Here is a 25599-nt window from a genome sequence, read left to right on the forward strand (position 1 = left end):
CCCCGGGCTTTCGGCCCGGGGGCGTTCTGCGTTCCGGCCCGAATATCGACCGGATGCCCCCTCCGCCATCGAGGCCGAGGGGGCTCCGCCCGGACAACGGGGAGCTACAGCGAGACCGGGTAGACCGGCTCCTGAATCTCGGGCTTGATGCGGTCCTCGACGAAGATGCCGTGCCAGACCATGAAGACCAGCAGCGTCCAGAGGCGGCGGCTGTGGTCGGAACGGCCCGCGCGGTGGTCGTCGAGCATGGTCTTGATCGCGGCCTTGTCCAGCAGATGGTCGGTCTGCGAGTCCGCGATCTGCGCCTGGGACCAGTCGAAGAGTTCGGTGCCGCGCAGCCAGTGCCGCAGCGGAACCGGGAAACCGAGCTTGGCGCGATGCAGGACGTGCGGGGGCACAATGCCCTCCAGCGCCTGGCGCAGCGCGTACTTGGTGGTCTCCTTGGTGATCTTCTGGTCGTAGGGCAGGCCGTGGGCGACCTTCAGCACCTCGGAGTCCAGGAACGGCACCCGCAGTTCGAGCGAGTTGGCCATGGTCATCTTGTCGGCCTTGACCAGAATGTCGCCGCGCAGCCAGGTGAACAGGTCCAGGTGCTGCATGCGCGCCACCGGATCCCATCCCGCGGACTGCGCGTAGATCGGCGCGGTCACGTCCTGGTGCGTCCACTCGGGCCGGAACTCACGCAGCACCGAACGCAGCTGGGCGTCGCTGAAGCTGCGGGCGTTGCCGTAGTAGCGCTCCTCCAGGGTGAGCGAGCCGCGGTGCAGCAGACTCTTGCCGCGGGTGCCGTCCGGAATCCGCTCCGAGAGCTTGCCTGCGAGCCGCCGCAGCCCGCGCGGCAGGTACTCGAAGGGCCTGAGCGACAACGGCTCCCGGTAGATGGTGTACCCGCCGAACAGTTCGTCCGCGCCCTCGCCGGAGAGCACCACCTTGACGTGCTTGCGCGCCTCCTTGGCCACGAAGTACAGCGGCACCAGTGCCGGGTCGGCCACCGGATCGTCCAGGTACCAGACGATTTCGGGGATAGCGGCGGCGAATTCGGCGGGCGAGACCACCTTGACGATATGCCGCGCGCCGATCGCCTCGGCACTCTCCGCGGCCACATCGACCTCGGAGTAGCCCGCACGCTCGAATCCGGTGGTGAAGGTGATCAGCTTCGGGTTGTGCCGCATGGCCAGCGCCGCGACCGCGGTGGAGTCGATGCCGCCGGAGAGGAACGAGCCGACCGTGACATCGGCGCGCATATGTTTGGCGACGGAGTCCTCGAGCGCGGCGGCGATCTCGCGGTAGCGCGCGGCCTCGGCGCCCGCCGCGAAGGAGCGCACCCGGAAGTCCGGCCGGAAGTAGCGGGTCTGCTTCGGTTCGGCGCCTTCCCGCACGGTCGCGTAGGTGCCCGATTCCAGGCGGCGGATTCCCGCGTGGAGGGTTTCCGGCTCCGGCACGTACTGCAGCACGGTGTAGTGCTCCAGCGCGCGTGGGTCCAGGTCATTCGACAGGCCGAGCGCGGGCAGCAGGTCGAGCAGGCTCTTCTTCTCGCTCGCGAAAGCGGTTCCACCGGGCCCGGTGGCCAGGAACAGTGGCTTGATGCCGAACGGGTCGCGCGCCAGGAACAGTTCCTCGGTCTCGGTATCCCAGATCGCGAAGGCGAACATGCCGCGCAGCCGTTGGACCGCGTCGGCGCCCCAATAGTGGAAGGCCGCGACGATGGCCTCGGAGTCCCCCTCCGTGGCGAACATCTTCCCGTCCGGGAACTCCGCGCCGTGCGCCTTCGCGAGCTCCTCGCGCAGCTCCAGGTAGTTGTAGATCTCCCCGTTGAAGGTCAGCGCGTAGCGCTGCGGGTTGTCGGCCGGGCCCCAGCGCAGCGGCTGGTGTGAGTGCTCGATATCGATGATCGACAGCCGGTTGAAGCCGAAGATCATGTGGTCGTCGTGCCAGGTGCCGCGCTCGTCCGGGCCGCGGTGGCGCATGCAATGCAGGGCGTCGTAGACCTGGTCGACCACATCGGATGTCGCCGCATCAGCTGTCAGGAATCCGAGCAGTCCGCACACGGTGTCGGCAACCTCGTCTCTCCGGTCGGGGCACCCCGGCCACGGGGCGTCCAAAATGTCTTCAGGGGGCGGTGCGCGGTGTCTGGCGCGAGCGGTCGCTCCGGGACGTGCCGGGGCCGACCGTCGGGTAGAGCACAGCGGCCGAAATGTTGTGTCCGAGTATGCCGCACGCGCCGAATTCGTGCGTCGCGGCAGGGCCTTACCCGCCCGGCCTGCCGCTTCGACGGCCATTCCGACCCGTGTCCAGGGCTTTTGCCGCACCGAATCGACGATGGCCGACACCTGCCCGGGACCGGCGGGGTGTCGAATGCGACCCGACGACAAAGAGCGCACCGGTTTGGTCTACGCTGCGTAGTACTCAGGTCATTCTCAGCTGGCGTGTGCGCGAAAGCGGCTGCCCGCGAAGAACGACCTGAAACGTGCTTGGAACGTGTCGTCAGGGCGATCGCACCCCCGACGGCGCATATGTCGGAATGTGTGGCGACCAGGAAGGCGTGAGCGTGGCGCACAAGGCGAGCGAAGAGATCGGGGCACGACCCGCCCGGGGTCGGCAGGGTTCACCCACCCCACCGGCTTCGCCGGCTCTCCGTCCCCGAGGCCGGGTCCTTCGGCGGGCCGGGCTGGCGGTGTCCCTCGGGATCACCGCGATGCTCGTCTCGGGCTGCTCGATCGACAATGTTTGGCTGCGGTTCGGTTGGCCCTCGGGTATCACGCCGCAGGCCACCCGGATGCGGGAACTGTGGACCTGGTCGGTCATCGCCGCGTTGGTGATGGGCGTGCTGGTGTGGGGTCTGACCTTCTGGACCGTGGCCTTCCACCGCAAGAAGAAGGACTCGCCGGAGTTCCCCCGCCAGACCGGCTACAACGTGCCGCTGGAGCTGACCTACACGGCGATCCCGTTCGTCATCATCGCGGTGCTGTTCTACTTCACCGTCGTCGTGCAGAACTACGTGCACGAGAAGGTGGCCGACCCGGACGTCACCATCGACGTGACCGCCTTCCAGTGGAACTGGAAGTTCGGCTACCGCGATGTCGACTTCAAGGAAGGCTTCAAGTTCGACGGCATCGACACCGTCCGTGAGGATGCCGCCAAGGCGCAGCTCGAGGAGTACGCCGAGCGCACCAAGGACGGCCACCCGCAGCCGGGCCCGGTGCACGGTAAGCCGGAGAACGACATCCTGTCCTATCTGCACTACGACAAGATCGAGACCGTCGGTTCGTCGACCGAGGTTCCGGTCCTGGTGCTGCCGACCGGCAAGGTCATCGAGTTCCAGCTCGCCGCAGCGGACGTGATCCACGCCTTCTGGGTGCCGGAATTCCTGTTCAAGCGTGACGTGATGCCGAACCCGAAGGAAAACCACTCGGATAACGTCTTCCAGATCACCAAGATCGAGAAGGAAGGCGCGTTCGTCGGCCGTTGCGCCGAGATGTGCGGCACCTTCCACTCCATGATGAACTTCGAGGTCCGCGCGGTCTCGCCGCAGAACTTCGCGAAGTACATCGAGGCGCGTAAGGCGGGCAAGACCAACGCCGAGGCGCTCCAGTCCATCGGTGAGTCCCCGGTCGCCACCTCGACCCGGCCGTTCAACACCGATCGCACGACCAAGACCGCGGCCGAGGCAAAGTAAGGGACTGATCCGATATGAAGATCGAAGCGCGGATTTTCGAACTGCTCACGGTGTTCTTCGTCCTCGTGGCGGTGGTGTACGGCTTCTTCACCGCCCAGTCGCGCACCGGCGTCGAGTGGGCGGGCACCACGGCCATCGTGCTGTCGGCGGGCCTGTCGCTGATTGTCGGCACGTACTTCCGCTTCGTTGCGCGGCGTCTCGACCTGCGTCCCGAGGATTACGAGGACGCCGAGATCGTGGACGGCGCGGGCGATCTGGGCTTCTTCTCGCCCGGTAGCTTCTGGCCCATCCTGCTCGCGGCCTCGGGCTCCATCGCCGCGCTGGGCCTGGCCTTCTTCCAGTTCTGGCTGATCGGCATCGGCGTGGTCTGCATCCTCGCCGCCGCCGCTGGCCTGGTGTTCGAGTACTACCTCGGCCCCGAGAAGCACTGAGCCCGACTCATCGAGCGCCCCACCGGAGTATCCGGTGGGGCGCTTCGTTTTTCGTACTCAGATGCCGAAGGCGTGTAAGAAGCGGTTGGTGGAGCGCGGGGCCACGCCCGCGATGCCGCGCAGGGCTCGGGTGAGACGGGGCTCCGGCCGGTCCTGACGGCTGCGGATGGTGGCCTCGATAGTGCGGGCCGCCTGCGCGGAGGTGAGTGCGAAATCGGCGGCGTCGTCCTCGGACTCGATGCCGATCACCGGATACTGCACCGCGGTCACCTGGATGCCGTGCGGCGCCAGTTCCGCGTCGGCGCACTGGCCGAAGGTGGTCCACGCCGCCTGGGAGCTGGCGTAGGAGGCGAAATACGGTGCGGCCGCGGCGTTCATGCTCCACGGGCCGACATTGATGACCTGCCCGGAGCCCGATTGCAGCATGGCCGGTAGCAGTCCGAGGGTGAGCCGCAAGGGACCGAAATAGTTGGTGGCCATGGTGCGCTGATAGTCGCGGAAGCGGTCCAACGACTGGGTCACCGGCCTGCGCTGTGGGCGGCCGGCATTGTTGATCAGCACATCGACGGTGCCGAATTCGCCGCGCACCCAATCGACCAGCTGATCGATATCGCCGAGGGCGGAGATATCGCAGCGGTGCCAGCGTGCCAGGCCACCGGTCGCGGTGATCTCCTGACAGACCCCGATGAGCTGGTCGGAGCGCCGCGCGACCAGCACCAGCCGGGCGCCGTGCATGGCCAGCCGGGTGGCGGTGGCACGGCCGATATCGGAGCACGCATCGGTGACCAGAATGCACAAACCCGCCAGGGAATCGGCGGGACACCGCTCGCCGCGGCCGGGGCGACGGATGCGGTCGGTGAAACGGACGGGCGCAGGGCGGAATTCGAGCATTGGAACAGCAACCTCACAGTCGATGAACGCTGATCAAACGCATCGACACCCCGCCGACAGTGCCGAAGCCGCTAGCGCCGGAGGGCAGCTCGTCAGGTGGAGCTACCGTCCAGCGACTATTTGCGGTTCGGCACAGTCTAATCGGCCGAGTCGTACCGCAGGGCGTGTTCGGACGCGCAGATGTCATCTATTCCGGCGACGATGTCGCGCAACAGCTCCGACGGCAGCGCCGACGGGCGCAACCGGCAGGTGAAGGTGATCAGCCCGTGGTCCTCGGTGGGCAGGTTGCGCGCCTCGGCCTCGGCCCGTAGGTAGGCCGAGCGCACGCCGTAGGTCATCGCGGAGATGACCGTGAAGCATCCGGTCCGCTCGCGGTGCCCGGAGAACAGGTCGTGCAGCCGGTAGAAGACCGAGGTGTAGCTCGACAGCGGCGCGAAAATCCCGACCCGGTAGGCGGGTCCGCGCTCGGACGAGCTGATCACGGTGTCGGCCAGGTACTCCGCGTCGCGCAGCGTCAGCACCTTCGGTGCGAACATCAGAGCGCCCGCCGCCGCGTTGCGCACCGGCATACCCGCGCGTCCGCCCGCGGCGGAGGCGATGGCGCCCAGTGACTTCCGGGTGCGGGTGCCGACCTCGCGGCGCGCACGCAGCGAACGCGTCGGTGTGGTGGGGTAGAGGCTGGACCACTGCCCGAACCGCACGGTGCCCAGCTGCACGTGCCCGGTACCGACCGGTCGGGAGACCTTCAGTGGTGCGGTATCGACCCAGCGGCCCACCTGGAGTGCGGCATTGCCCGGCCGCAGGATCTCGGCGTGCGCATGCTCGACGAACGAATCGAAATCCAGGAACCGGTCGGCGTCGGTGGTGAGCCAGGTGTGGTCCTTGTCGATATCGATCGCGTCCAGGGTTAGCGCGGTGATGATGCCCGAGCGCCCGCCCGCGCCGAGGATCCGGTGGAATCGCTCGGTGTGGTGGTGACGTCCGCAGGTGCCGATGCGCCCGTCCGGATCGACGTACTCCAGATCGACGATCCGATCGGTGAACAAGCCGTATCGGTGCGAGGCGCTGCTGACGCCGCCCACCGATGCGAAACCGCCCGCGGTGATATCGCGGTGGTCGCCGACGATCGGCAGTCCGAGTCCGTGCGCGCCGAGGCGGCGGTCGATATCGGAGAGCTTGGCACCCGCCTGCACGCGCACCGTGCGACGGCCCAGATTGATATCCAGCACTGAATTCATCCGCCGTAGCGACACCACGGTGCGTTGATCCGGTAGTGCGAGGCCGTCGTCGAGGAGTTCGCCGCCGCGCACGGTCAGCCGTTCCGTGCGCCCCCGTGAATCACGCACGGTGCGAACGACATCCGCGGTGTCACGAGGTAGAAATTCTTCGGCGGAGACAGTGTGCGGCGTGCTCATGGCACGAAGCTAACCACAGCCGGGCCCTCGATGCGCACCCGAAGTCAGGGGGGCTTGCATCACTTCGCGCGCACCCGCTCCGACCTGCGACTATGCGGAGGCGGTCGGACCGCCGTCACCGGCCGCGCCGGCCCGTCTCGAGTATTCGTTCATCACTGTCTCCGATCGGCTCCGGTGGCGGTGTCCTTCTATGAACTCGGCCTAGCGGCTCGGCGCGAGGCGTTGGGTGAAGAGGACGGTGCCCGCCGCATCGCACAGATTCACCGTCAGCTCCCGGGATCCGCCGTCGATCAGTACCTCCCCGAAATGCTGGAAGGCGCCGTCCAATGGCGAGGTGTTCGGCGCGGGCGGGGCGTGCACGAAGACCGCCTCCGGGCCGAAGGTGGGGTCGAGCGTATTGGGGCCGAAGGCGCCCGCGTTGAGCGGGCCCGATACGAACTCCCAGAATTCGTCGAAATCGGTGAAGGCGGCCTTCTCCGGGGTGTAGTGGTGGGCCGCGGTGTAGTGCACATCGGCGGTGAGCCATACGACACCGCCCACCCGATTCGCCTTGATGGCCGAAAGTACCTGGGCGATCTCGGTTTCCCGGCCCGACGGGGCGCCGGGATTGCTGTTGGCCGGACCCTCGAAGGCGGTCTTGCCGTCCGGCACCACCAGCCCCAGCGGCAAATCGTTGGCCACGATCTTCCAGGTGGCCTTCGAATCCCGCAGGCCCTCGATCAGCCATTTCGTCTGTGCCGGACCGAAAATCCGGCCGTCGGGAGCGGTGTTGGCGCCGTTGGCGTCCTTGTAGGTGCGCATATCGAGTACGAAGACATCCAGGAGTGGACCGTAGGAGATCTTGCGGTAGAGCCTGCCGTCGACGGCCTCCCTCGGATCCAGCGGCATCCATTCGTGGAAAGCCTGCCAGGCGCGGGTGGCCAGGGTGTCCATACTCCGCTCGGTATAGCCCTTATCCGCGGCGACGGTGCCGCCGGGGTACCAATTGTTGACGGTTTCGTGGTCGTCCCACTGGACCAGCTGGGCCACCGTGGAATTGAAGCGGCGATAGTTCTGGTCGGTGAGGTTGTAGGCGTACTGACCGCGAAACTGGTCGAGGGTCTGCGCCACCGCGCTCTTGGCCTCGGTGACGACATTGCGCCAGATGCGCCCGTCCGGCAGTGTCACCGATTCCTGTAGCGGGACATCGGCGTAGATCGCGTCGCCGGAATGCAGGAACAGATGTGGGTCGCGGGCGGCCATGGTGGCGAAGATCTTCATACCGCCGAGATCCGGATTGCTGCCGTATCCCTGGCCCGCGACATCGCCGGACCAGTGCAACTTGATATCGCCGGGCATGGTCGGGGCGGTTCGGAAGACGCCGGTCAGCGGTTCGGAGGTGGCGCCGTCCTCGCCCTCCAGGGTGACCCGGTAGTGCACCAGCTGACCCGCGGGCAGCCCGGCTACCCGGATTCGCCCGGTGCCGTCGGCGGCCGGGGTGAGCAGCGGCCCGGTGAAACGCTTGGCGTCGGTGAAGGATTCGGTGGCGGCGGTCTCCACGATGAGTGTGGCGGGCTGGTCGGAGCGGGCCCAGATCAGCGCGCCGTCGGTGCGCGGGTCGCCGACCGCGACGCCGTGGGTGAGTTTCGGACGCTGCCGCACCAGGGCGGGGCTATCGTTCGAGGAGCACGCGGCCAGCGCCGGTGCGGTGACCAGGCCGAGGGCTGAGGTACGTAACAGGGTGCGCCGCGACATGCCGAAATCCGAATCGCTGGGTGCCATGGGGGTCACGATGTCGGAGCCATGTCAACGCAGTGTGAACTGCCGCGGTCGAGTCGGACAACTCGGGCCGAGGCCCGGTACGGATTTTCGCACTCTTAACGCGCGGGAAATGGCCACAACTGGACAAGTGACCAATATGAGATCGGATTGTCGCTGATGCTGAGAGGATGCACATGACCGAGATCGATCGCAGGACGCTGTTGCGCGGCGCTGTGGCGGCCGCGGCCGCCGGAACGGCCGTCACCGCGGCGGGTATCGCGGCGGCGGCGCCGATCCGGCGTGCGCCCGCGGCCTCGGCCGATGCCGATGTGATCGTCGTCGGCGGTGGCATGTCCGGGCTCGCGTCGGCCAAGACGCTGCGGGCGGCCGGACGACGGGTCCTGGTGCTGGAGGCCCGCGAACGAGCGGGCGGGCGGGTACACAATGTGCGGACCCGGGGTGGGGTGACCGTCGACGGCGGCGCCGAATTCCTCGGCCCGACCCAGGACCGGATCGCCGCCCTGGCCACCGAATACGGTGTCGCCACCCTGCCGACCTACAACCAGGGCGAGTCGCTGTTCTGGATTCAGGGTGTCGCGCACCGGGTTCCGGCGGCGGTGCCGCTGCCGGTGCTGCCCGGCACCGCCGAGGCCGCGCTCGCCATGGCGGAAATCGATACCACCGCACTCGGATTCCCGGTCGGCGAGCCCTGGCGTCATCCCCATGCCGCCCACCTGGATTCGATCACCTGGCAGGACTGGATCGATGCGCACGCGCACACCTATGAGGGCAAGCTCTTCCTCGCACTGGCCGAATCGGCGCCGCTGTCGATACGCCCGCACGAACTTTCCGCGCTGTACATGATGAACTACTTCGCCGCGGCGGGGAATGAGCGGAATCCGGGTTCCTTTTCGCGCCTGCTCGGCGTGGACGGCGGCGCACAGGAACGCTTCTTCGACGGCGGCGCGGCGCTCGTGCCGCTGCGCATGGCCGCGGAGATGGGCGACAGCATGGTGTACAGCGCGGGCGTGCGCGCCATCGTCGAGGGGCCCGGCGGACGGCTCGAAGTCGCCTCGGACCGTGGCACATTCACCGCGAGCAAGGTGATCGTCGCCATGTCGCCCGCCATCAGCGATCGGATCGACTACCGGCCCGGACTGCCGGCCGAGCGGATCGAGGTGTGCCGCGGCCACACGATGGGCCGCATCGCCAAGTTCCTGGCCGTCTACGATCAGGCCTTCTGGCGTGATGCCGGGCTGACCGGGCAGGTGGTCGGCGACGGCGTCCCGATCGATGTCACCTACGAGAGCTACGGCCAGGGCCACCACGTGCTGATGGGCTTCATCTCCGCCGACGCCATGGCCGTGCTCGACAATCGCCCCGATGCGGAATTCGTCGAGCAATGCCTGGACAGCTTCGTCCGGTACTTCGGTCCCGAGGCCCGCACCCGCGCCATCGACTACGGCTTCAAGAAATGGGACAACGATCCGTGGTCCTGGGGCGGCCCGACCGCAACCACCCGTCCCGGCGTCCTCACGCGTTTCGGTCCCGCCCTCCGTCAGCCGGTCGGCGGAATCCACTGGGCGGGAACCGAAACCGCCGACTTCTGGACCGGCTACATGGACGGCGCCATCCGCAGCGGCGAACGCGCCGCCCGTGAGGTGCTGGCCGCTTGAGCGCCGCCTGCTTCCTCAGGCCTGCCGGATACGGTCGACGTCGAGGACACCGACCACCTCGGGAAACCACTGCTCGAACTCGCTGCGCAGCGGCAATTCGGCCTGGAGCTGGCCGAGTACGCCGAGTCCGGCGACGGCCGTGCGGGCCACCGGTGTGTGCTCCGATGGCATGGCCAGCTGCCGGATCACATTGGTCAGCCGCAGGTCGGTGACGGCGGCGAGCTGTGTTCGCAACCAGTCCGGATCGAGGTCGATGGTCGGGGCGAGCACCGCGTCGCGCAGCGGGATGAGCTGCGCGGCGACGGTATCGCTATCGAGGGGTCTGCCCGGTTCGACGTACCGGTTGCGGCGGATCGCGGCCTCGAGTTCATCGGGTGCGCACGACAGCAGGGCGGGCGCGAAATCCTTGACCATCTCCAGATATCCGGGCGGCCATGGCGCGCACGCCCCGAAATCGACCACGCCGAGCCGCCCGTCCGGCATGACCCGGAAATTGCCGGGGTGTGGATCTCCGTAGAGCAGTCCGGCGCGAGTCGGGCTGGACAGGAGGAACCGCAGGATCAGCAGGCCGACACGATCGCGTTCGAACGGGGCGCCGCGCGCGATGATGCGCGACAGCGAGACGCCGTCGAGCCATTCGGTGATCAGCACATCCCGGTACTGCGCGACGACACCGGGCACCACGAAATCCGGATCGTCCGCATAGGCCGTGGCGAAGGCGCGCTGATTGGCCGCCTCCAGCCCGTAGTCGAGTTCCTCGCCGATGTAGGTGCACAGCGCCTCGATCACCGACCTGGCGTCGGCCCCGGGGAGCAGCGCGCTGAACAGCGGCCCGATGCGGCGCAAGGCCTGTAGATCATCGTTGATGGCTTGGCGAGCACCGGGATACATCACCTTCACCGCCACCGGCCTGCCGTCGTGCCAGACCGCGCGGTGCACTTGACCCACCGAGGCCGCGGCGGGCCGCCGGTCGTCGAAGTCCCGGAACAGTGCGCGCCAGTCGTCGCCGAGCTGGGCCGCGAGTACGGCGTGCACCGTGCCAGGCAGCATCGCGGGCGCCGAATCCTGGAGTTTGCACAGCGCCTCCCGATACGGGATGGCCACATCGGCGGGGAGGGCGAACTCGTACACCGCGAGCATCTGGCCGAGTTTGGCCACGCAGCCCTTCATTTCGCCGAGCACCTCGAATACATGCTGTGCGGTCCGGGCCCGGATCTGCCGATCCACCTCGGCCGCCGAGCGACCGAGGACGCGCTTGCCCGCACCCGCCACCCGCCTGCCCGCGTAGGCGACCGGCACCGCCGCCAGCTTGGCGCCCCGGCGGACCTGTCCGGTCGGAGGATTCCCGGCGCGCTCGACCGGCGTCCGCCGCGTCAATGGAAAGATTCGACCACCGGTGTCGCGGCGGACCATGCTCACCTCACCTCGCACACCGATGCGAGAACACCCCTATTTGTGCCCCTGTCCAGCGTTGTGCCCCGAGTAAGGCTACCAACACGACTCGGCGGCGGGTCCGGTCTCGGCATCGAAGACCCGACCGTGATCGGGCGGGCGAACGCGGCCGGGGCGCTGCGGATTACGAGGCCAGCCGGTCCAGGGTCGCCAGGAAATCGTCCGACGGGTAGATACACAACTGATCGCCGTTGTTCTCGATGGAGGCCGCCAGGTCGATGGTGTCGTGGTGCCACCAGTAGACGTCCTGGCTCACCGGCCAGGGGCGCTGGGTGTATTCGAGCACCGCCAACTGAGCCAGCAGCGTGGTCGCCCGGATGACGTGCATATCGGCCACCGGGTGCGCGTAGATATGGCGCTGCGAGGGCACCACGAACACCGCACCCGCCGCGCCCGCCACCGGATAGTCGTGGCCGAGCCACTTGGCGTGCGCGGTGATGTAGTCCGAAATGCCGCACAGCATGGTGATTTCGATATGCGCCGAGCGGGGACTGTCGAAATCGTGGGTGACCACCTCGAGCGGGCCGTCGGCGCGAGTGTTGCGTTCGGCCAGTTCGAACAGGTCCTCCGCGTCGATCGGCCACCCGTCGAGCATGGGGTAGGTGACCGGGGCCATGGTGTGCACCCGATCGATGAGGACCCGCTGCACCAGGCCCGGTGCGATCCGGCGATGTACTACGTCAGGGGCGCCGCCGTCGGCGGAGTAGAGCCGGGTGCGGATCAGGCCGCGCATCATGGCGAAATCGGTGGTGTCGAGCGGTTCGTGGTCGGTATCCATATCGATCAGGCCGGTACTCAGATAGTCCGCGACCAGCGCGGGCCACTGCTCGCGCGGTTCGTCGGCGGCCATCCGGCGCAGGTTCGTCAGACCGACCAGTACATCGCCGGTCGGCCCGGAGAGCACCACATCGTCGGCAGCCGCGATCCGGCAGGAATATCCCAGTTGGTGCGCGGCCGCGACGGCCAGCGACATGAGCAGATCGGGCGATGACTCGGACACGACGGCCCCCTCGCTCGTATTGCGGAGCACAGGGTTTCGGCGTCGCGTGCCGATGCCCCGCATAGTGGCGGACCCGGAAGACGTACCCAGTGATTGTGCACCGGCGCGGGGATTTGCGGTCGATGTTGGACAGATCGGCCTCGGGCGTCAATGCCGCGAGGCCATGCCCTCCAGCCGGTGATGCAACTCGGCGGCCCAGTCCCGCTGGCCCGAGGTCGCGTAGTCGACCCACAGCGCGTCGAATACGTCACTGCCCTCGGAGAGCCAGGTGCCGCGTTTATCCGCCTCCAGAACGACGCTCATCCCGTGCTCAGCCGCGATGAAGGTGACCTCCAACTGGTTCAGCCGGGGATAGCGATGCGAACCGCCGAACTCGATCTCCTGATAGAACGGCAGCTGCTGCGGGGTGTTGCGGATCCGCCCGGCCTCGACGTCGGCACTGCGCAGCGGAAATCCCAAGCGCTCTACCGCTTCCAAAACCATATGCTGCGCGGGCAGGGCGCCGATCCCGATCGGATCGGTATCCGCGGCGTCGACCGCACCGTGAATCTCCACGATGGTGCGCAGTGCGACCGGCGGGCACGGTAGGTGCCGGCCGTTGTAAAAGGTGATGGGAGTTTCCATCGGTGCTCGCGCACCGAACCGGAATTCCAGGAAGGCGCCCGGCGGCAGGTGCAGCGGGCCGTGCACCTGGGTCCACCCGAACCCCATCGCACCGCTGCCCTCGTGATCGTCGTACTCGTGCTCCACCCGCGTCACGAATTCGACCGCGATGCGTGTGATCTCCTGCGCGACACCACCGCCCCGCAACCGAACCACGCCCTCGGCGATACCGCCCGGCTGCACACCGGGCGTGAACAGCTCGGTCTCCACCTCGGCCCCGCCCACACCTGCGGCGGCCAACAATTTCCTGAACATGCTCGGAAGTCTCGCCGCCACACCATAAGAACGGCTTGTCGTCGGCTTGGCATGTGACGAAGGTCATGTGCGTCGGGCCCCGATCGGCCCCGGGGCGTGAGTTCGCAAGCTGGGTGGTCGACCGATAAGGTTGTGCCGCAATCGAAGCACGCAGAAAGTTTTGGGGGGATGAATGTCGTATCCGCATGGCCAATATCCGGGGCAGCCGTATCAGCCGCCGGGCCAGGGCCAGCCGTATCCACCCGGTCCGAGTCAGCCGTATCCGCCCGGTCCGCAGATGGGACAACCCTTTCCGGCGCCGCCGCCGTATCCGCCCGGCGGTTCCGGCGGTGGTGGCGGCGGAAAGGTTGCCGCGGTACTCGTTTCGATTCTGGTCGGCGTCCTCGCCATCGCCGCGATCATCGGCCTGCGCGTCGTCAAGAACCAGGCCAAGAACGAGGCCCGTCATGCCCGCGACGGCCACTCAACCTCCCAGCGCAGTGCCCCGCCGAGCCTCGAACTGCCGAGCTTCACGACCGCCCCACCGACCCGCACGACCACCACCCGCCCGGCGCCGCCGCCACCCACGCGCAGTGATATATGGATCGCCGCCACCTACAACAGCGTGACCGACCGGGTCTCCTGGACCCGCTCCTCGATCGGCAGCGAACACGCGTCCGCCGAAGTCGAATCCGCCTGTGGCCCTGGCTGCCCACCCGCCCGCTGGTCCCGCAACGGCTGCATCGCCCTCGCGATCGGCCAGCGTGGCGGCTGGGGCTCCGAATGGGGCAACACCATCCCCGAAGCCGAGTCCAAGGCCATCGCTTTCGCCCGGAATATCGGCGTCTCCGGCCCATTCAACCTCTGGTCCAAGTGCGCCTTCGAATGAGCTTGTGCCCCACCTCGATCGGCGGCTCGCCGACCGCGGACGTCGACATGAAAAAGCCCCGAGGTGGGCCTCGGGGCTTTTGTCAGGAGATTCAGCTGGCCGCGGATTCGGGGATCCGGGTGGCGGCCTTGGGTGCGCTTCCGGAGGGAACGCCCTTCTTGAGACTGTGGGCGTAGACGTCGACGTATTCCTGGCCACCGAGTTGCATCAGCTCGTACATGACCTCGTCGGTGACGGCGCGTTCGACGAAACGGTTGCCGCCCATGCCGTCGTAGCGGGAGAAGTCGATGGGAGTGCCGAATTTGACGGTGACCTTGCGGCGGCGCCAACGGAAGGGGCCGGGCGGGGAGACCTCGTCGGTGCCGATGACGGCGACCGGGATGACGGGGACGCCGGTTTCCAGGGCGAGGCGGGCCAGGCCGGTCTTGCCCTTGTAGAGGCGACCGTCTGGGGAGCGGGTGCCCTCGGGGTAGAGACCGACGAGGCGACCCTGGTCGAGGAGTTTGCGGGCGGCGTTGAGGGCGTCCTCGGCCGCGTCGGCGCCGGTGCGGTCGATCGGGTACTGGCCGGAGGTACTGAAGAACCACTTCTGCAGGCGGCCCTTGAAACCCGGGGTGTTGAAGTATTCGGCCTTGGCCAGGTAGTTGATCCGGCGCGGGCTCATCAGCGGCGCGAACAACCAGTCGGCGAAGGAGAGATGATTACCCGCCATGATTGCGGGCCCATCGCCCGGCACATTCTCCACACCCTCGACGGTGGGCCTGTTGTAGAGATGCATCAACGGTCCCAGCAGCACGTACTTCAGCAGCCAGTAGAACATGACGTCCTTCCCCCGGGACCGGGATAGAAGCGAGCAAACCTGCGTTCGTTGCCGACTTTACCGCTGGTCGGATATCACAACCAACCTCAGCGAGGTATCTCACCACATTCCCGGCATCAGGTCCGGCATCGACTCGCGCCAGACCTCTTGACGGTCATTCCCATTCGAACGGATGTCCGCCGCCGCGGATCTCACGCCGCACGAATCGGTGCCCCCGCACATGATTCGCTGGATGGTTCCGGGCACGGGACATGACGGTGTGCGCGGCGTACTCGCCCCGCTCAGCGGCCGGTGCGGGCGACGCGGGAGGGACGTCGATCGGATTCGACGAGCACCGCCCGCGCCAGTTCGGCCGCGCCGATCATGCCCGCGGCCTCACCCAGCTGGGTGGTGCGGATGCGGGCGAGGGGGCGATGCCCGGCGCCGGTGACCGCGCGGGCGTACTCCTCGCGCGCCTCGTCCAGATAGAGCGGCGCGGAACTGCTCACGCCACCGGCGATAACCACCAGATCCGGATCGAAGATGTCGCTGACGAAGGCGAGTCCGAGCCCGAGCCACCGCGCGAAATCCGCCATGGCCCGCATCGCGATCGGATCGCCGTCCTGCGCCGCGCCGGCCACCCGGCGACCGGTCAGCGAACCGGGATCCCGGAACACCTCGCGGGCCAGCACGGTGGAACGCACCGGGTCGGTGGCAAGCAATTCGATCGCGGTGTCGGCGAGCGCGGTGCCGCTGCAATACCGCTCCCAGCAGCCATGCTTGCCACACGGACAGGCCCGGCCCTCCGGCACCACCTGCAGGTGACCGAGTTCCGGTGCGACGCCGTGCGTCCCGCGATACAGCTGACCGTCGATGAGTAATGCCGCACCGATACCGGTCCCGATCGCGACCAGGACGACGTTGTGTCCACCCGCCGCCGCGCCGAAGCGGTACTCGGCCCACACGGCGGCGTTGGCGTCGTGTTCGAGGATGACCGGCAGGTCGAGCCGTTCGGTGAGTCGCTGCGCCACCGGCGTGTCCTGCCACGGCAGGTGCGGGGCGAAACGGACGGTGGAGCGGTCGCCGCTGATGAACCCGGCCACCGCCAGCCCGACCGCACCGATGGGATGCCGCTCACATAGCTCGCGGACCGCCCGGTCCAGCGCATTCTCCAACGCGCGGGCCGAATGCGGCGTGGGGGACTGCACGGTGTCGAGCACCTCGCCGTCGCCATCCACCACCGAGGCGCGAATGTTGGTACCGCCGACGTCGATTCCGACCGTCAGCGGACGGGTACCTGCCATCGGGTGTGTCATACCTTGATCGTCACGGGGATGCCGACGTAGCGGGAGCGCCGACGCCCGCCCGTCGCGGAGCTTTCGGTGCGCTCGTCGCGCGGGGCGCCGTTCGCGGCGTCCTTATCGGTGGTCGTCTCGCCCTCGGTGTCCTCGGATAAACCGTGCGAATGCCGATGCGCCCCCCGATGGTCGTGCGGCACAGCGTCTTCCGGATCGGCGTCGGGCGGCAGCACGGGCTCCACCGGTATCCCGGCCAGCGCCTCCCGCAACACCGTCACGATCGCGGTCCCGTGATCGGCGATCGCCGTGACCACATCGTGATGCTCCCCGCGCATCAGCGCCGCCGCCGCGCATACCGGGCACCACGAGCAGCTCGACCAGTCGGTCTGCCCGTCGGCGGCATGGCGCAGCACCGGCTCCACCCGCTCCAGCACCGTCTCGGCCAGCAGTTTCAACTCTTCGGCGAATTCACCGAACCCTTCGCCGTCGAGATTGCGCGGCTCCGTCATCGGGGCCACACTTCCGGATCCGGACGAAAACGCACGACCAGGTATCCGTCGTCGAGTTCGGCGCCGTCGACTGTGCACCGTTGCAACACCGGCGCCAGGCGCACCCGGCGCCGGACCCCGTCCGCTCCCACGATCAAATCGTCCTCCACTCGTCCCAGTCGCAGCGTCGCCGCATCGGCGACGGGCAGGTGCATCCGCAACGCGTACACCGAATGCACACCGGTGCCCGACTCCAATCGAACCACCGGTTCACCGGAACTTGTGCGAACCTCCGCCGGATTGTCGCCCAGCAAAGGGTTCGCGTCCACCGCGTGGGACAGCGCCGACAGCGATCCGATACCCACCGGCTCCGGGCCGGTGTGCTGGGCGATCAGCACCGGGGTGCCGTGCAAGCCCCGCCGGAGCTGCGCGATCACCTCGAGCTGTTCGGCGCGCCGGTTCAGATACCAGTGCACCGCGGGATGTTCACTCGGCCCGTCGGGTGGGGGCGCGGGCGGCAGCACCTTGTTCACGATCACTTCGTCCAGGCGCAGGCCGAGCAGTGCGGCCGCGGACCGCACCCGCTCGGACTCGGCGACCGCGACCCGTTCGGCGACGGTGATCAGCCGGGCGCCGGTGCGCCGGTGGTCGGCGAGCAGGTCGCGCACCTCGGTGACCGCGGCGACGATCTTCTCCACCGTCGCCGCGAGCACGGCCCGGCGCAGATCGGTGCTGACGGTGCTCATCGCCCGCGAGTGCGGCGGCCAGACCCGCTCCAGGTATCCGAGCAGGGTCTCCGGCGCGGTCATGATGCGCAGCATGTCGGCCGACGGCGGACAGTCCAGGACGATGATGTCCCAGTCGTCCTCGTCGGCCAGCTGTGCGACCTCCACCAGCATCAACAGCTCCTGGACGCCGGGCAGGCCGGTCAGTTCGGCCGGATCGAGGGCGGCGAGATCGATCCCGTGGTCGTGGCCGGTGCCCGCGCCGAGCATCCGGACCACCTCGCGAAACCGATCCTCCAGCAGCGCAAGCGAATCCACCTCGATCACATCGAGATCCGGTAGGACATTCGCGATCCCGGTGACGGTGCCGGGATCGTGCGGGAATCGGAACCCGAGCGCATCGCCGAGCGAATGCGCCTGATCGAGCGAGGCGATCAGCACCCGGCGACCGGCACGGGCATAGGACATCGCGGTCGCGCACGCCAGCGTCGTCTTGCCGACCCCACCCTTGCCGATGAACAGTTCCAGATGGGTCCGCCGCCCGGTCAGCCTTCGACCCGTTTCTTCAGTTCCTTCAGCGCGGTATCGGTGATCACCTTCTCGGCTTTGCGCTTGAACATGCCGATCATCGGGATGTTCAGGTCGACGGTCAGCTCGTAGACCACCTCGGTGCTGCCGTCGGGCCGATCGATGAGTTCATAGGTGCCATCCTGCGCCTTCTGCAGGTCACCGCTGATCAGCTGCCAGCTGACCGCCTTATCGTCCGGACGCCAGGTGTAGGACAGCACATAGGTGTCCTTCACGACGCCCGCGTCGAGCACGAAGCGCGCGGTGTGCGCCCGGCCGCTGGGGTCCTTCTCCAGCACCTCGACGGACTTCGCCGCCGAGACCCATTCCGGATAGGACTCGAGGTCGGCGATGACGGCCATCACCCGCTGCGAGGGGGCCTCGATGAGGATCGACCTCTGGGTCCGGTCGGCCATGGTGGTCAACGGTTCCTTTCCAGCGACGGTGCTCGTCCCATGGACGATATTCGGTTGGGCAAGCGCGGTGGATCAGGCTGCGGGTGTCACGCCCGCCGGGCGGCCCGCCTCCAGGCGCGCCTTGATCTCGAACGACATATTCCTACCCGCCACCCGGCGCACCCGGTTCGCCGCGAGCAGATCGCGCGGTGACATCCGCTCGACGCCCTGCGGTTCGGCGTGCAGGAAATAATGCAGGATCACCCCGTCCAGCGAGGGCTGTAGCCACACCTCCATGGTGCCGGTCAGCGGCCCGCTCACGGTCCAGCGAATCCCCTTGTCACCGCGGTCTTCCCGGACCTCGACGGTGAGGTCGGGCCACCACTTGCGCCAATTGTTCGGACCGTCGAGTACGTCGGCGACGGCGGCCCCCGAGGCGGCGATGAATGTCTGGTCCGCGACCTGAATGCTGCTCACGACCGCACCTCGCTGACGCTCGGTCCGGCCGTGCGCAGCGGCGCGCTGTGTCGACGGTTCGCTCGCTGACGCTCCCTCACGACTCCACCTCGCTCACGCGCGGTTCAGGCGCGCTGTGCCTGTTGTTCGCATGCCGATGCTGCCTCACACCGCTGAGCGTAGTGCACGACGAACCCGCTCAGTTTTCGTCGGGTGCCGCGGGTCAGCGCAGCAGATGGCGAAGCCGGGCGCCGAGGCTGTCCCAGCGCCATTGCTGCTCCACCCAGGCGCGGCCCGCGGCGCCCATTTTCGCGGCGGCATCGCGGTCGGCCAGGATGTCGACGATCGCGTTGGCGACTTGCGAGGTGCTGCGGCCGTCGACGACGCGTCCGGTCTTGCCCTCGATCACGGTCTCGGGCGCGCCGCCCGAATTGCCCGCCACCACCGGGACTCCGGTCGCCGAGGCCTCCAGATAGACGATGCCGAGGCCCTCCACGTCCAGCCCGGAGCCCCGGGTGCGGCACGGCATGGCGAAGACATCGGCGATGGTGTGGTGCGCGGCGAGTTCGGCCGAGGGCACCCGGCCGGTGAATACCACGTCGTCGGCCACGCCGACGGCCACCGCGAGACCGCGCAGCTTCTCCTCGAACGGACCGCCGCCCGCGATCACCAGCACCGCGCCGTCGATGCGCTCGCGGATCTCGCGCATCGCGACGATCAACGCGTCCTGGCCCTTACGCGGGACCAGCCGGGACAGGCACAGGATGGTCGGGCGTTCGTCGAGTCCGTAGCGCTCACGCAACTCCGCGCGGGCCGCGGGATCGGGCCGGAACACCTCGGTGTCGACCCCGGGGGGCAGATACTCCAACCCGGCCGCCGGCCCGAAGGCGGAGGCGAACCGGGCACGGGTGTATTTGCTGACATAGGTGATGACGTCGGTGTTCTCGCCGATCGACCGCAGCGCCTGCCGCGCGCCGGGGAGCATGGACCAGCCGACCTCGTGTCCGTGCGTGCTGGCCAGAATGCGCTCGGCACCCGCGCGGCGCAGCATCGGCGATAGCAATGCCAGCGGCGCCGCGGCCCCGAACCAGACGGTGTCGCAGTTCTCGCCGCGCAGCAGGCGCGCGGCCCGGCGCAACACCAGCGGGGTGGGCAGCATCAGCGTGGTGGGGTGGCGGACCACCTGAAACTTCTGTTTGGCATCGAACTTCAGGTGGCTGTCACCGCGCCAGCGTGGTGCGTAAACGACCAGATCATCGGGCGGCAGTTCACCGGCGAGCGCCTGCAGATACGACTGGATACCGCCCGGCCGCGGCGGGAAATCATTGGTAACCAGCAGAGTTCGGGCCATGGAGGACAACCTACTGTGTTCGGGTGCCGCACCGTCGCCGTGGGCATACCCGTGCGGCGACGCTCGGCTGCCGGTGCGGGCGGTCCGGGCATGGTCGGCGGATCTGGCGGCGGGGACGTTGTGGGAACCGGGTGGTCGGCCGGTTCCGGTGGCGTCGAACGGGGTCTGTTCGCGGCGCGATCACCGGCCGGGCTCGCACTACGCGGTCCGGGCCGAGAGCCACTCACGCCACCCCGCGACGAAGCCGGAGCGATCGGTGCCGAGGACCTCGCGCAGGATGCGATCCTCACTCACCGAATCCTGTTTGCCCGCGGCGATGCGGCGATAGAGCTCGACCAGATGGGCTTCGTCGTACCGGTCCGCGACGAAAGCACAGACGGACCACGCCGTCTCATAGGTGGTGGCCGCCCGGGCGCCGGTGAAGTCGGGGTCGGCGGGTAACTCGGTGGGGAGATCGCCCACCCGCGTCCGCGCGTAGACGGTGGGGGCGATATCGGCGAAGCGGTGATTCTGTGCGCGGTGCGCGGCGTACTCCGCGAAACCCTCGAGCATCCACTGGGGTGCGCCGTCGACGGTGTCGGCTCGGGTCGCCACGTGGGTGAGCTCGTGGCGCAGCAGAGTACGCAGTTCGTCGGGGGACAGGCGTCGGCCCGCGTCGGGGCTGAAGACCACGCGCTGCCCGGTCGGCTGGGTGCCGCGGGCGAACGGGTCCGCGACCGAGACCGCGGCGACCTCGCTCGGCATGATCGAGCCCGCACGCACCAGAGCGGCGAACTCGGAGGGATTGCTCGCGACGACGACGAGCGCTGACTGTGCCCAGCCCGGACCCCAGAGCTCGGTGATGGCGGCGGTGGCCGGCGCGAGTTCGCTCCGCAGGATATCCATTTCGACGCGCTGCCCGGAATGGCCGACCAACAGCGACTCCCGGCCGTCACCGGTCGCGACGCGGTCGGCGACGATCGGGCCGAAGGGCTCCAGGGTCCGGCGCACCGCGGCCAGCCGCGGGTCCTCGGCCGGAGCCTGGCCCAGCGACTGCGCCACGGACGGTTGCGCTGTCCGGATCCGCGGTAGGGCGACGTTCGGCAGCATGAGCAGCGCGCCGCAGGCACCGGTCAGAACCACCACCATGGCGAGAGTCAGGGCGAACTGCCAGCGACCGCGCGCCGTGCACCAGGCCCGAGCCCTTCGCATCCTCATAGCGAATCAGTATCGCCGAGCGGAATGAAAGGGTGTCGTCGAGATGGGGGCAACGGCGACCGGGACGCCGAATGTGGAGGCGTGCAACATGAGTCCGTTGCCCGCGTAGATGCCGACATGGGAAATGTCGGGGTAGAAGAAGATGACGTCGCCGGGCTGCATATCTTTCTTGGCGACCGGGGTGCCGTAAGCCGCCTGCTGCGAGCTGGTCCGCGGCACATTCTTGCCGACCTGCTTGAACGCCCACTGCACGAGACCCGAGCAGTCGAACTGGCGCGGCCCGGTCGCACCCCACACGTAGGGATCGCCGACCCGGGTCAGGCCCGCGGCGAGCGCGCTGGTTCCGCTACCCGGAACCAGACCCTGCAGCAGGGTGTCCCGATCGAAGCCGGGCGGGAAGGGCGAACCGGCCAGCGCCGACTTGTCCTTGATGGACAGCGAGCTCCACGCCTCGACCACTTGCGCGATGGCCCCGCCCAATTCGCTGCGTTTGCGCTCGAGGTCGGCGCGCACCTGATTCGCCTTGTCGGCGGCGCCGCGCGCGGCGTCGGCGGCCGAGCGGGCCGCGGACTCCGCGGTCTCGGCGGCGTCGCTGGCCTTCTTGAACTGCTTGAGCTGGTCGGTGGTCTGCGCCTGCACCACATCCAGCGTCGACATCTGATCGAGCAACTGCTGCGGAGAATCGCTCACCAGTACCGCGAACATCCGATTGGTGCGCGCGCCCTGATAGGCGGCGATCGCGGTGCGGTCGATGACCGGCTGAAACTTGCGTACCTCGTTGCGGGCCGCGGTGACCGCTTCGGTCTTGACGGCCAGCAGGGCATCGGCATCGCTCTGTACGGCGAGCTTCGCGTCGAGGTCGTCCTGGGCGGCGAGGGCCTGCTGGTTGAGCTGTTCGGACTGGCGTGACAGCTCGATCATGCGCTGTACGGCCTCGCTGGCCGTCGCGGGCATCGCGACCGGATCGGCGACCGCGGGTCCGCCACCACAGAGGGCGGTGGCCAGCACTCCGGCCGACAGTATTCCTCCCACCAGACGTTTTGTCGAATGTCTTCGGTGTGCTGACACGGCCTGCGCTGCCCCGTTCTCTCGAGCGACGTTGTTCTCCGGACGGGCCCGAGGGAGCGGGAAGGTCCGACGACCCGACATCCCGGGTAGGTCTCGATTAGGTTACGGAACGGCCTAGGTCTGTGTCCAGTGGGCAACGAACCGATCAACCGGGCCGTCCAGGAGCCGGGCCGCATCGTACGGCCCGGCTCGGCAGGTCAGAAGCGGCGCGCGCCCGCGAACGGCATCGACGAGATCGGGGCGATCATCACCGGGGTACCGGAGGTGGAGGCGTGGATGATGTTGCCGTCGCCCGCGTACAGGCCGGAGTGGCCGCCGCCGTAGAACGACACCAGGTCGCCGGGCTGCAGGTCGTCGAGCGAGACCGGGGAGCCGGCGGCCAGCTGGGCGCCGCTGGTGCGGGGCAGTTCCATGCCCGCCTCGCGGTAGGACCACTGCACCAGGCCGGAGCAGTCGAAGGCGTTCGGGCCTGCGGCGCCGTACACGTACGGGGCGCCGAGCTTGGTCATCGCCGCGTCGAGAGCGACCTCACCGAGGCTCTTCTTCGGGGCGAAGAACGGCAGCGGCGCCGGTACGCCGGGGAGTTCGATGCCCGGGACGTTGCCCGGGATCGGGATCTCGTTGGGAACCTCGAAGGTTCCGATGCCTGGGATGGTCACCGGCTGCGCCGATGCCGGAGCGGCGGGCAGGAGGATCGCGCCGATGGTGGCAGCGCCGACGGCTCCAGCGGCAACGGCACGCCGCGCCTGTCGCTTGACGGTGTTGGACGCCATGATGCGTACTTCCAATCTGCCCCACGACGCCACACCCGGTGGTGCGGCGGACTGCGTGTCACCGGTCCGTGTGGGGCCGGTGGACTCCGTGAGGTCTCGAAAAGGTTACGAACACATCACGGTGTTTTGTAAAGCCCGCCGCATCAGAAATGCCGGTAATCAACACAAATGGCGAAGATTATGTGCGAGGTATCTCACAGCAATCACGAAACGATAACGGCGGGCGATTGACGGGTAGCGTCTCGGCCGCTACCGCGCTCGGCCGCAGGTGGCCGGACCGGCGATAGGCGGTACGTATGACAAGCATTTCCCCAGGTCGTGGCGCTGATTCGGATGGTACGGCCGTCTCGGAACCGGTCGGGTGACCAATCGGCCCCGCGGGGGCGGCAGCATGCTCCCGAAGCCACTCCGACGGAATCCGACACGCCCGACCGATTAATCCATTTTCGGCGTCACTGTGAGCTGCGTCTCTTTTGGGTGTACTAGATCAATTCGGGGGCATCGAAACGAAATCCTCGCGATGTAATTCGGACAATTCGCGTGGATTTCCGCGTGCCCGCATCTGTCGTACCCGGGCTCTACGCTGCACGCCGTGCCCGACCCCCCGCCGCACCCGGCCGCCGCCGTGATCCGCCCGACCCACCGTCCCCAACAGCTGGCCTTCGACGAGCTCGATACGCCGCTCTACGACACCACCTTCGTGGTCGTCGACCTGGAAACCACCGGGACGAGCCCGGATGGCGACGCGATCACCGAGATCGGCGCGGTGAAGGTGCGCGGCGGTGAGGTGCTCGGCGAATTCGCCACCCTGGTCAACCCCGGCCGGGAGATTCCGCCCGCCGTCGTCCACATCACCGGCATCACCACCGCGATGGTCTACGCGGCGCCCCGGATCGAGGCGGTGCTGCCCGGCTTCCTGGAGTTCGCCGCGGGCGCGGTGCTGGTCGCGCACAACGCCCGATTCGATATGGCCTTCCTGCGCGCCGCCGCGGCGCGCAGCGACACCCCGTGGCCGAACGGTCCGGTGCTGTGCACGGTGAAACTGGCCAGGCGGGTGCTGACCCGGGATGAGGCGCCCTCGGTGCGGCTCGGCGTACTGGCCCGGGTGCTCGGCGCGGGCACCGAACCCACCCACCGCGCCCTCGACGACGCCAGGGCCACTGTCGACGTGCTGCACGCGCTGATCGGGCGGGTCGGCAACCAGGGCGTGCACAGCCTGACCGAGTTGATGGACTATCTACCTGGCGTCACGACGCGGCAGCGCGCCAAACGCGTACTCGCGACCGACCTGCCGCCGGAACCCGGCGTCTATCTCTTCCGTGGGCCCGCCGACGAGGTCCTCTATATCGGAACCGCGGTGAATCTGCGCCGCCGCGTTCGCAATTACTTCACCGGCTCGGAAACCCGTGGCCGGATGAAGGAGATGGTGGCGCTGGCGACCAGGGTCGACCATGTGGTCTGCGCGCACGCCCTGGAGGCGGGCGTGCGGGAACTGCGGCTGCTCGTCGCGCACGCGCCGCCCTATAACCGGCGGTCCAAATTTCCCAAGCGGGCGTGGTGGCTCACGCTGACCGAGGAGCCGTTCCCACGCTTCGCGGTGGTCCGCACCCCGACCCGGGATGCGCTGGGCCCGTTCCACTCTCGCGTGGACGCCGTCGATCTCGGGGCCACCATCGCCGAGCACGCCGGTCTGCGCACCTGTACCGCCAAGCTGACCGGGCGTGGCGTCCACGACTGCCCGCCCGCCGCGGTCGGCGGCTGCCCCGCCGCTACCCTCTCCGGAATCCCGCTTGATAAAGAGGAATACGCGCCCGCGCCCGCGGCCGTGCGCGACCTGTTCCACGGCCGGTCCGACGCCATCCTCCGACATATGCTCGACCGCATCGAAACGCACTCCCGCGCCGAACATTTCGAGGCCGCCGCGCGCCTGCGCGACCGCACCGCCGCGGTGGTCCGCGCCCTGCGCCGCACTCAGCGCCTGGCCGCCATCGCCCGGATCGCCGAATTGATCCTGGCCCACCCCGGCGAGGCGGGCGGGTGGGACTTCGCGGTGATCCGGTACGGACGCCTTGCCGCGGCGGGCATAGCCCGGCGCGGGACACCACCCATGCCCGTGGTGGAACACCTCGTCGCCGCCGCGGAGACGGTGATTCCGGAGGGGCCGCCGCTGCGTGGCGCCGCGCCGGAGGAGGTGGCGCTGGTGGCGCGCTGGTCGGCGCGACCGGGAGTACGGATCGTGCGGACCACCGAGGGCTACCGCGAACCGGTGCACGGTGCCGCGCGGTGGCTGGGGTGGGCGGAGGCCGCGGAGGCGGCGGCGCGGGTCGAGCATGCGGGGGCGGAGTATCTGAATGCCGCGGAGGGTGCGGCGGGGCGCGGCCGGTCCTGAGCTACGACCCGGACCGGCGACAGCCC

At 68.4% G+C, this 25599-nt stretch carries 22 protein-coding genes; 5 read left to right on the plus strand and 17 right to left on the minus strand.

Features of this window, described 5'->3' with window-relative positions; all coding sequences use genetic code 11:
* Positions 1–104: 104 nt before the first annotated feature.
* On the minus strand, positions 105–2048 hold the full coding sequence (gene asnB / locus AB0H61_RS15585; RefSeq protein WP_357304226.1) for an asparagine synthase (glutamine-hydrolyzing): 1944 nt from the start codon (positions 2046–2048) through the stop codon (positions 105–107).
* A 647-nt stretch (positions 2049–2695) separates the two neighbouring features.
* On the opposite strand from asnB, the gene AB0H61_RS15590 reads away from it, so the two are divergent.
* Both AB0H61_RS15590 and AB0H61_RS15595 read left to right on the plus strand, forming a co-directional pair.
* Positions 2696–3676, plus strand: a complete 981-nt coding sequence (locus AB0H61_RS15590; RefSeq protein ID WP_357304229.1) for a cytochrome C oxidase subunit II — start codon at positions 2696–2698, stop codon at positions 3674–3676.
* Positions 3677–3690: 14 nt separating this feature from the next.
* The gene (locus AB0H61_RS15595) at positions 3691–4107 is read left to right on the plus strand and encodes a cytochrome c oxidase subunit 4 (RefSeq protein ID WP_357304231.1); all 417 of its coding nucleotides are present in this window, start codon (positions 3691–3693) and stop codon (positions 4105–4107) included.
* A gap of 57 nt (positions 4108–4164) precedes the next feature.
* Here the strand turns inward: AB0H61_RS15595 and AB0H61_RS15600 are convergent, their stop codons facing one another.
* The 3 genes from AB0H61_RS15600 to AB0H61_RS15610 form a co-directional block, all read right to left on the minus strand.
* Positions 4165–4998: an SDR family NAD(P)-dependent oxidoreductase gene (locus tag AB0H61_RS15600; protein ID WP_357304234.1), complete on the minus strand. Its 834-nt coding sequence runs from the start codon at positions 4996–4998 to the stop codon at positions 4165–4167.
* Between the two features lie 137 nt (positions 4999–5135).
* The gene (locus tag AB0H61_RS15605; protein ID WP_357304236.1) at positions 5136–6413 is read right to left on the minus strand and encodes an FAD-binding oxidoreductase; all 1278 of its coding nucleotides are present in this window, start codon (positions 6411–6413) and stop codon (positions 5136–5138) included.
* Between the two features lie 201 nt (positions 6414–6614).
* Positions 6615–8174 (minus strand): alkaline phosphatase D family protein, encoded by a 1560-nt coding sequence (locus AB0H61_RS15610; RefSeq protein ID WP_357304239.1) that lies wholly within the window; start codon positions 8172–8174, stop codon positions 6615–6617.
* A 173-nt stretch (positions 8175–8347) separates the two neighbouring features.
* On the opposite strand from AB0H61_RS15610, the gene AB0H61_RS15615 reads away from it, so the two are divergent.
* Positions 8348–9829: an FAD-dependent oxidoreductase gene (locus AB0H61_RS15615; protein ID WP_357304242.1), complete on the plus strand. Its 1482-nt coding sequence runs from the start codon at positions 8348–8350 to the stop codon at positions 9827–9829.
* Between the two features lie 15 nt (positions 9830–9844).
* Here the strand turns inward: AB0H61_RS15615 and AB0H61_RS15620 are convergent, their stop codons facing one another.
* The 3 genes from AB0H61_RS15620 to AB0H61_RS15630 form a co-directional block, all read right to left on the minus strand.
* Complete coding sequence (locus tag AB0H61_RS15620) at positions 9845–11242, minus strand: AarF/ABC1/UbiB kinase family protein (RefSeq protein ID WP_357304244.1); 1398 nt, start codon at positions 11240–11242, stop codon at positions 9845–9847.
* A 163-nt stretch (positions 11243–11405) separates the two neighbouring features.
* The gene (locus AB0H61_RS15625) at positions 11406–12281 is read right to left on the minus strand and encodes a hypothetical protein (RefSeq protein WP_357304247.1); all 876 of its coding nucleotides are present in this window, start codon (positions 12279–12281) and stop codon (positions 11406–11408) included.
* A 147-nt stretch (positions 12282–12428) separates the two neighbouring features.
* The gene (locus AB0H61_RS15630; RefSeq protein WP_357304250.1) at positions 12429–13199 is read right to left on the minus strand and encodes a sporulation protein; all 771 of its coding nucleotides are present in this window, start codon (positions 13197–13199) and stop codon (positions 12429–12431) included.
* Between the two features lie 172 nt (positions 13200–13371).
* On the opposite strand from AB0H61_RS15630, the gene AB0H61_RS15635 reads away from it, so the two are divergent.
* A complete protein-coding gene (locus AB0H61_RS15635) occupies positions 13372–14067 on the plus strand; it encodes a DUF4189 domain-containing protein (protein ID WP_357304252.1) in 696 nt (231 codons plus the stop codon).
* A gap of 91 nt (positions 14068–14158) precedes the next feature.
* Here the strand turns inward: AB0H61_RS15635 and AB0H61_RS15640 are convergent, their stop codons facing one another.
* The 10 genes from AB0H61_RS15640 to AB0H61_RS15685 all read right to left on the minus strand — a co-directional run bounded on the left by AB0H61_RS15640 (position 14159) and on the right by AB0H61_RS15685 (position 23184).
* Positions 14159–14887 (minus strand): lysophospholipid acyltransferase family protein, encoded by a 729-nt coding sequence (locus tag AB0H61_RS15640; protein ID WP_357304254.1) that lies wholly within the window; start codon positions 14885–14887, stop codon positions 14159–14161.
* A 281-nt stretch (positions 14888–15168) separates the two neighbouring features.
* Positions 15169–16182 (minus strand): ROK family protein, encoded by a 1014-nt coding sequence (locus AB0H61_RS15645; protein ID WP_357304257.1) that lies wholly within the window; start codon positions 16180–16182, stop codon positions 15169–15171.
* Positions 16179–16673, minus strand: coding sequence for a hypothetical protein (locus AB0H61_RS15650; RefSeq protein ID WP_357304259.1), 495 nt, complete (start codon positions 16671–16673; stop codon positions 16179–16181). The genes AB0H61_RS15645 and AB0H61_RS15650 overlap by 4 nt, the downstream gene beginning before the upstream one ends.
* Complete coding sequence (locus AB0H61_RS15655) at positions 16670–17926, minus strand: ArsA family ATPase (RefSeq protein ID WP_357304521.1); 1257 nt, start codon at positions 17924–17926, stop codon at positions 16670–16672. The genes AB0H61_RS15650 and AB0H61_RS15655 overlap by 4 nt, the downstream gene beginning before the upstream one ends.
* Positions 17923–18360 (minus strand): SRPBCC family protein, encoded by a 438-nt coding sequence (locus tag AB0H61_RS15660; RefSeq protein WP_357304262.1) that lies wholly within the window; start codon positions 18358–18360, stop codon positions 17923–17925. Before AB0H61_RS15660 ends, AB0H61_RS15655 begins: the two co-directional genes overlap by 4 nt.
* A gap of 72 nt (positions 18361–18432) precedes the next feature.
* Positions 18433–18816 carry a polyketide cyclase / dehydrase and lipid transport gene (locus AB0H61_RS15665; RefSeq protein WP_357304264.1) on the minus strand — a complete coding sequence of 128 codons (384 nt, stop codon included), beginning with the start codon at positions 18814–18816 and terminating at the stop codon, positions 18433–18435.
* Positions 18817–19018: 202 nt separating this feature from the next.
* Positions 19019–20146 carry a glycosyltransferase family 4 protein gene (locus tag AB0H61_RS15670; RefSeq protein WP_357304266.1) on the minus strand — a complete coding sequence of 376 codons (1128 nt, stop codon included), beginning with the start codon at positions 20144–20146 and terminating at the stop codon, positions 19019–19021.
* 198 nt (positions 20147–20344) lie between these two features.
* A complete protein-coding gene (locus AB0H61_RS15675; RefSeq protein ID WP_357304269.1) occupies positions 20345–21343 on the minus strand; it encodes a hypothetical protein in 999 nt (332 codons plus the stop codon).
* Between the two features lie 6 nt (positions 21344–21349).
* Entirely contained in the window at positions 21350–22375 is a 1026-nt protein-coding gene (locus AB0H61_RS15680; RefSeq protein WP_357304271.1) for an NlpC/P60 family protein, read from the minus strand.
* 233 nt (positions 22376–22608) lie between these two features.
* Positions 22609–23184, minus strand: coding sequence for a C40 family peptidase (locus AB0H61_RS15685; RefSeq protein ID WP_357304274.1), 576 nt, complete (start codon positions 23182–23184; stop codon positions 22609–22611).
* A gap of 592 nt (positions 23185–23776) precedes the next feature.
* Here AB0H61_RS15685 and AB0H61_RS15690 point away from each other — a divergent pair.
* The gene (locus AB0H61_RS15690; RefSeq protein ID WP_357304277.1) at positions 23777–25573 is read left to right on the plus strand and encodes a DEDD exonuclease domain-containing protein; all 1797 of its coding nucleotides are present in this window, start codon (positions 23777–23779) and stop codon (positions 25571–25573) included.
* Positions 25574–25599: the final 26 nt, after the last annotated feature.

Origin of the sequence: Nocardia sp. NPDC050710 (assembly GCF_040654375.1) — a bacterium.
Taxonomy (GTDB): Bacteria; Actinomycetota; Actinomycetes; order Mycobacteriales; family Mycobacteriaceae; genus Nocardia.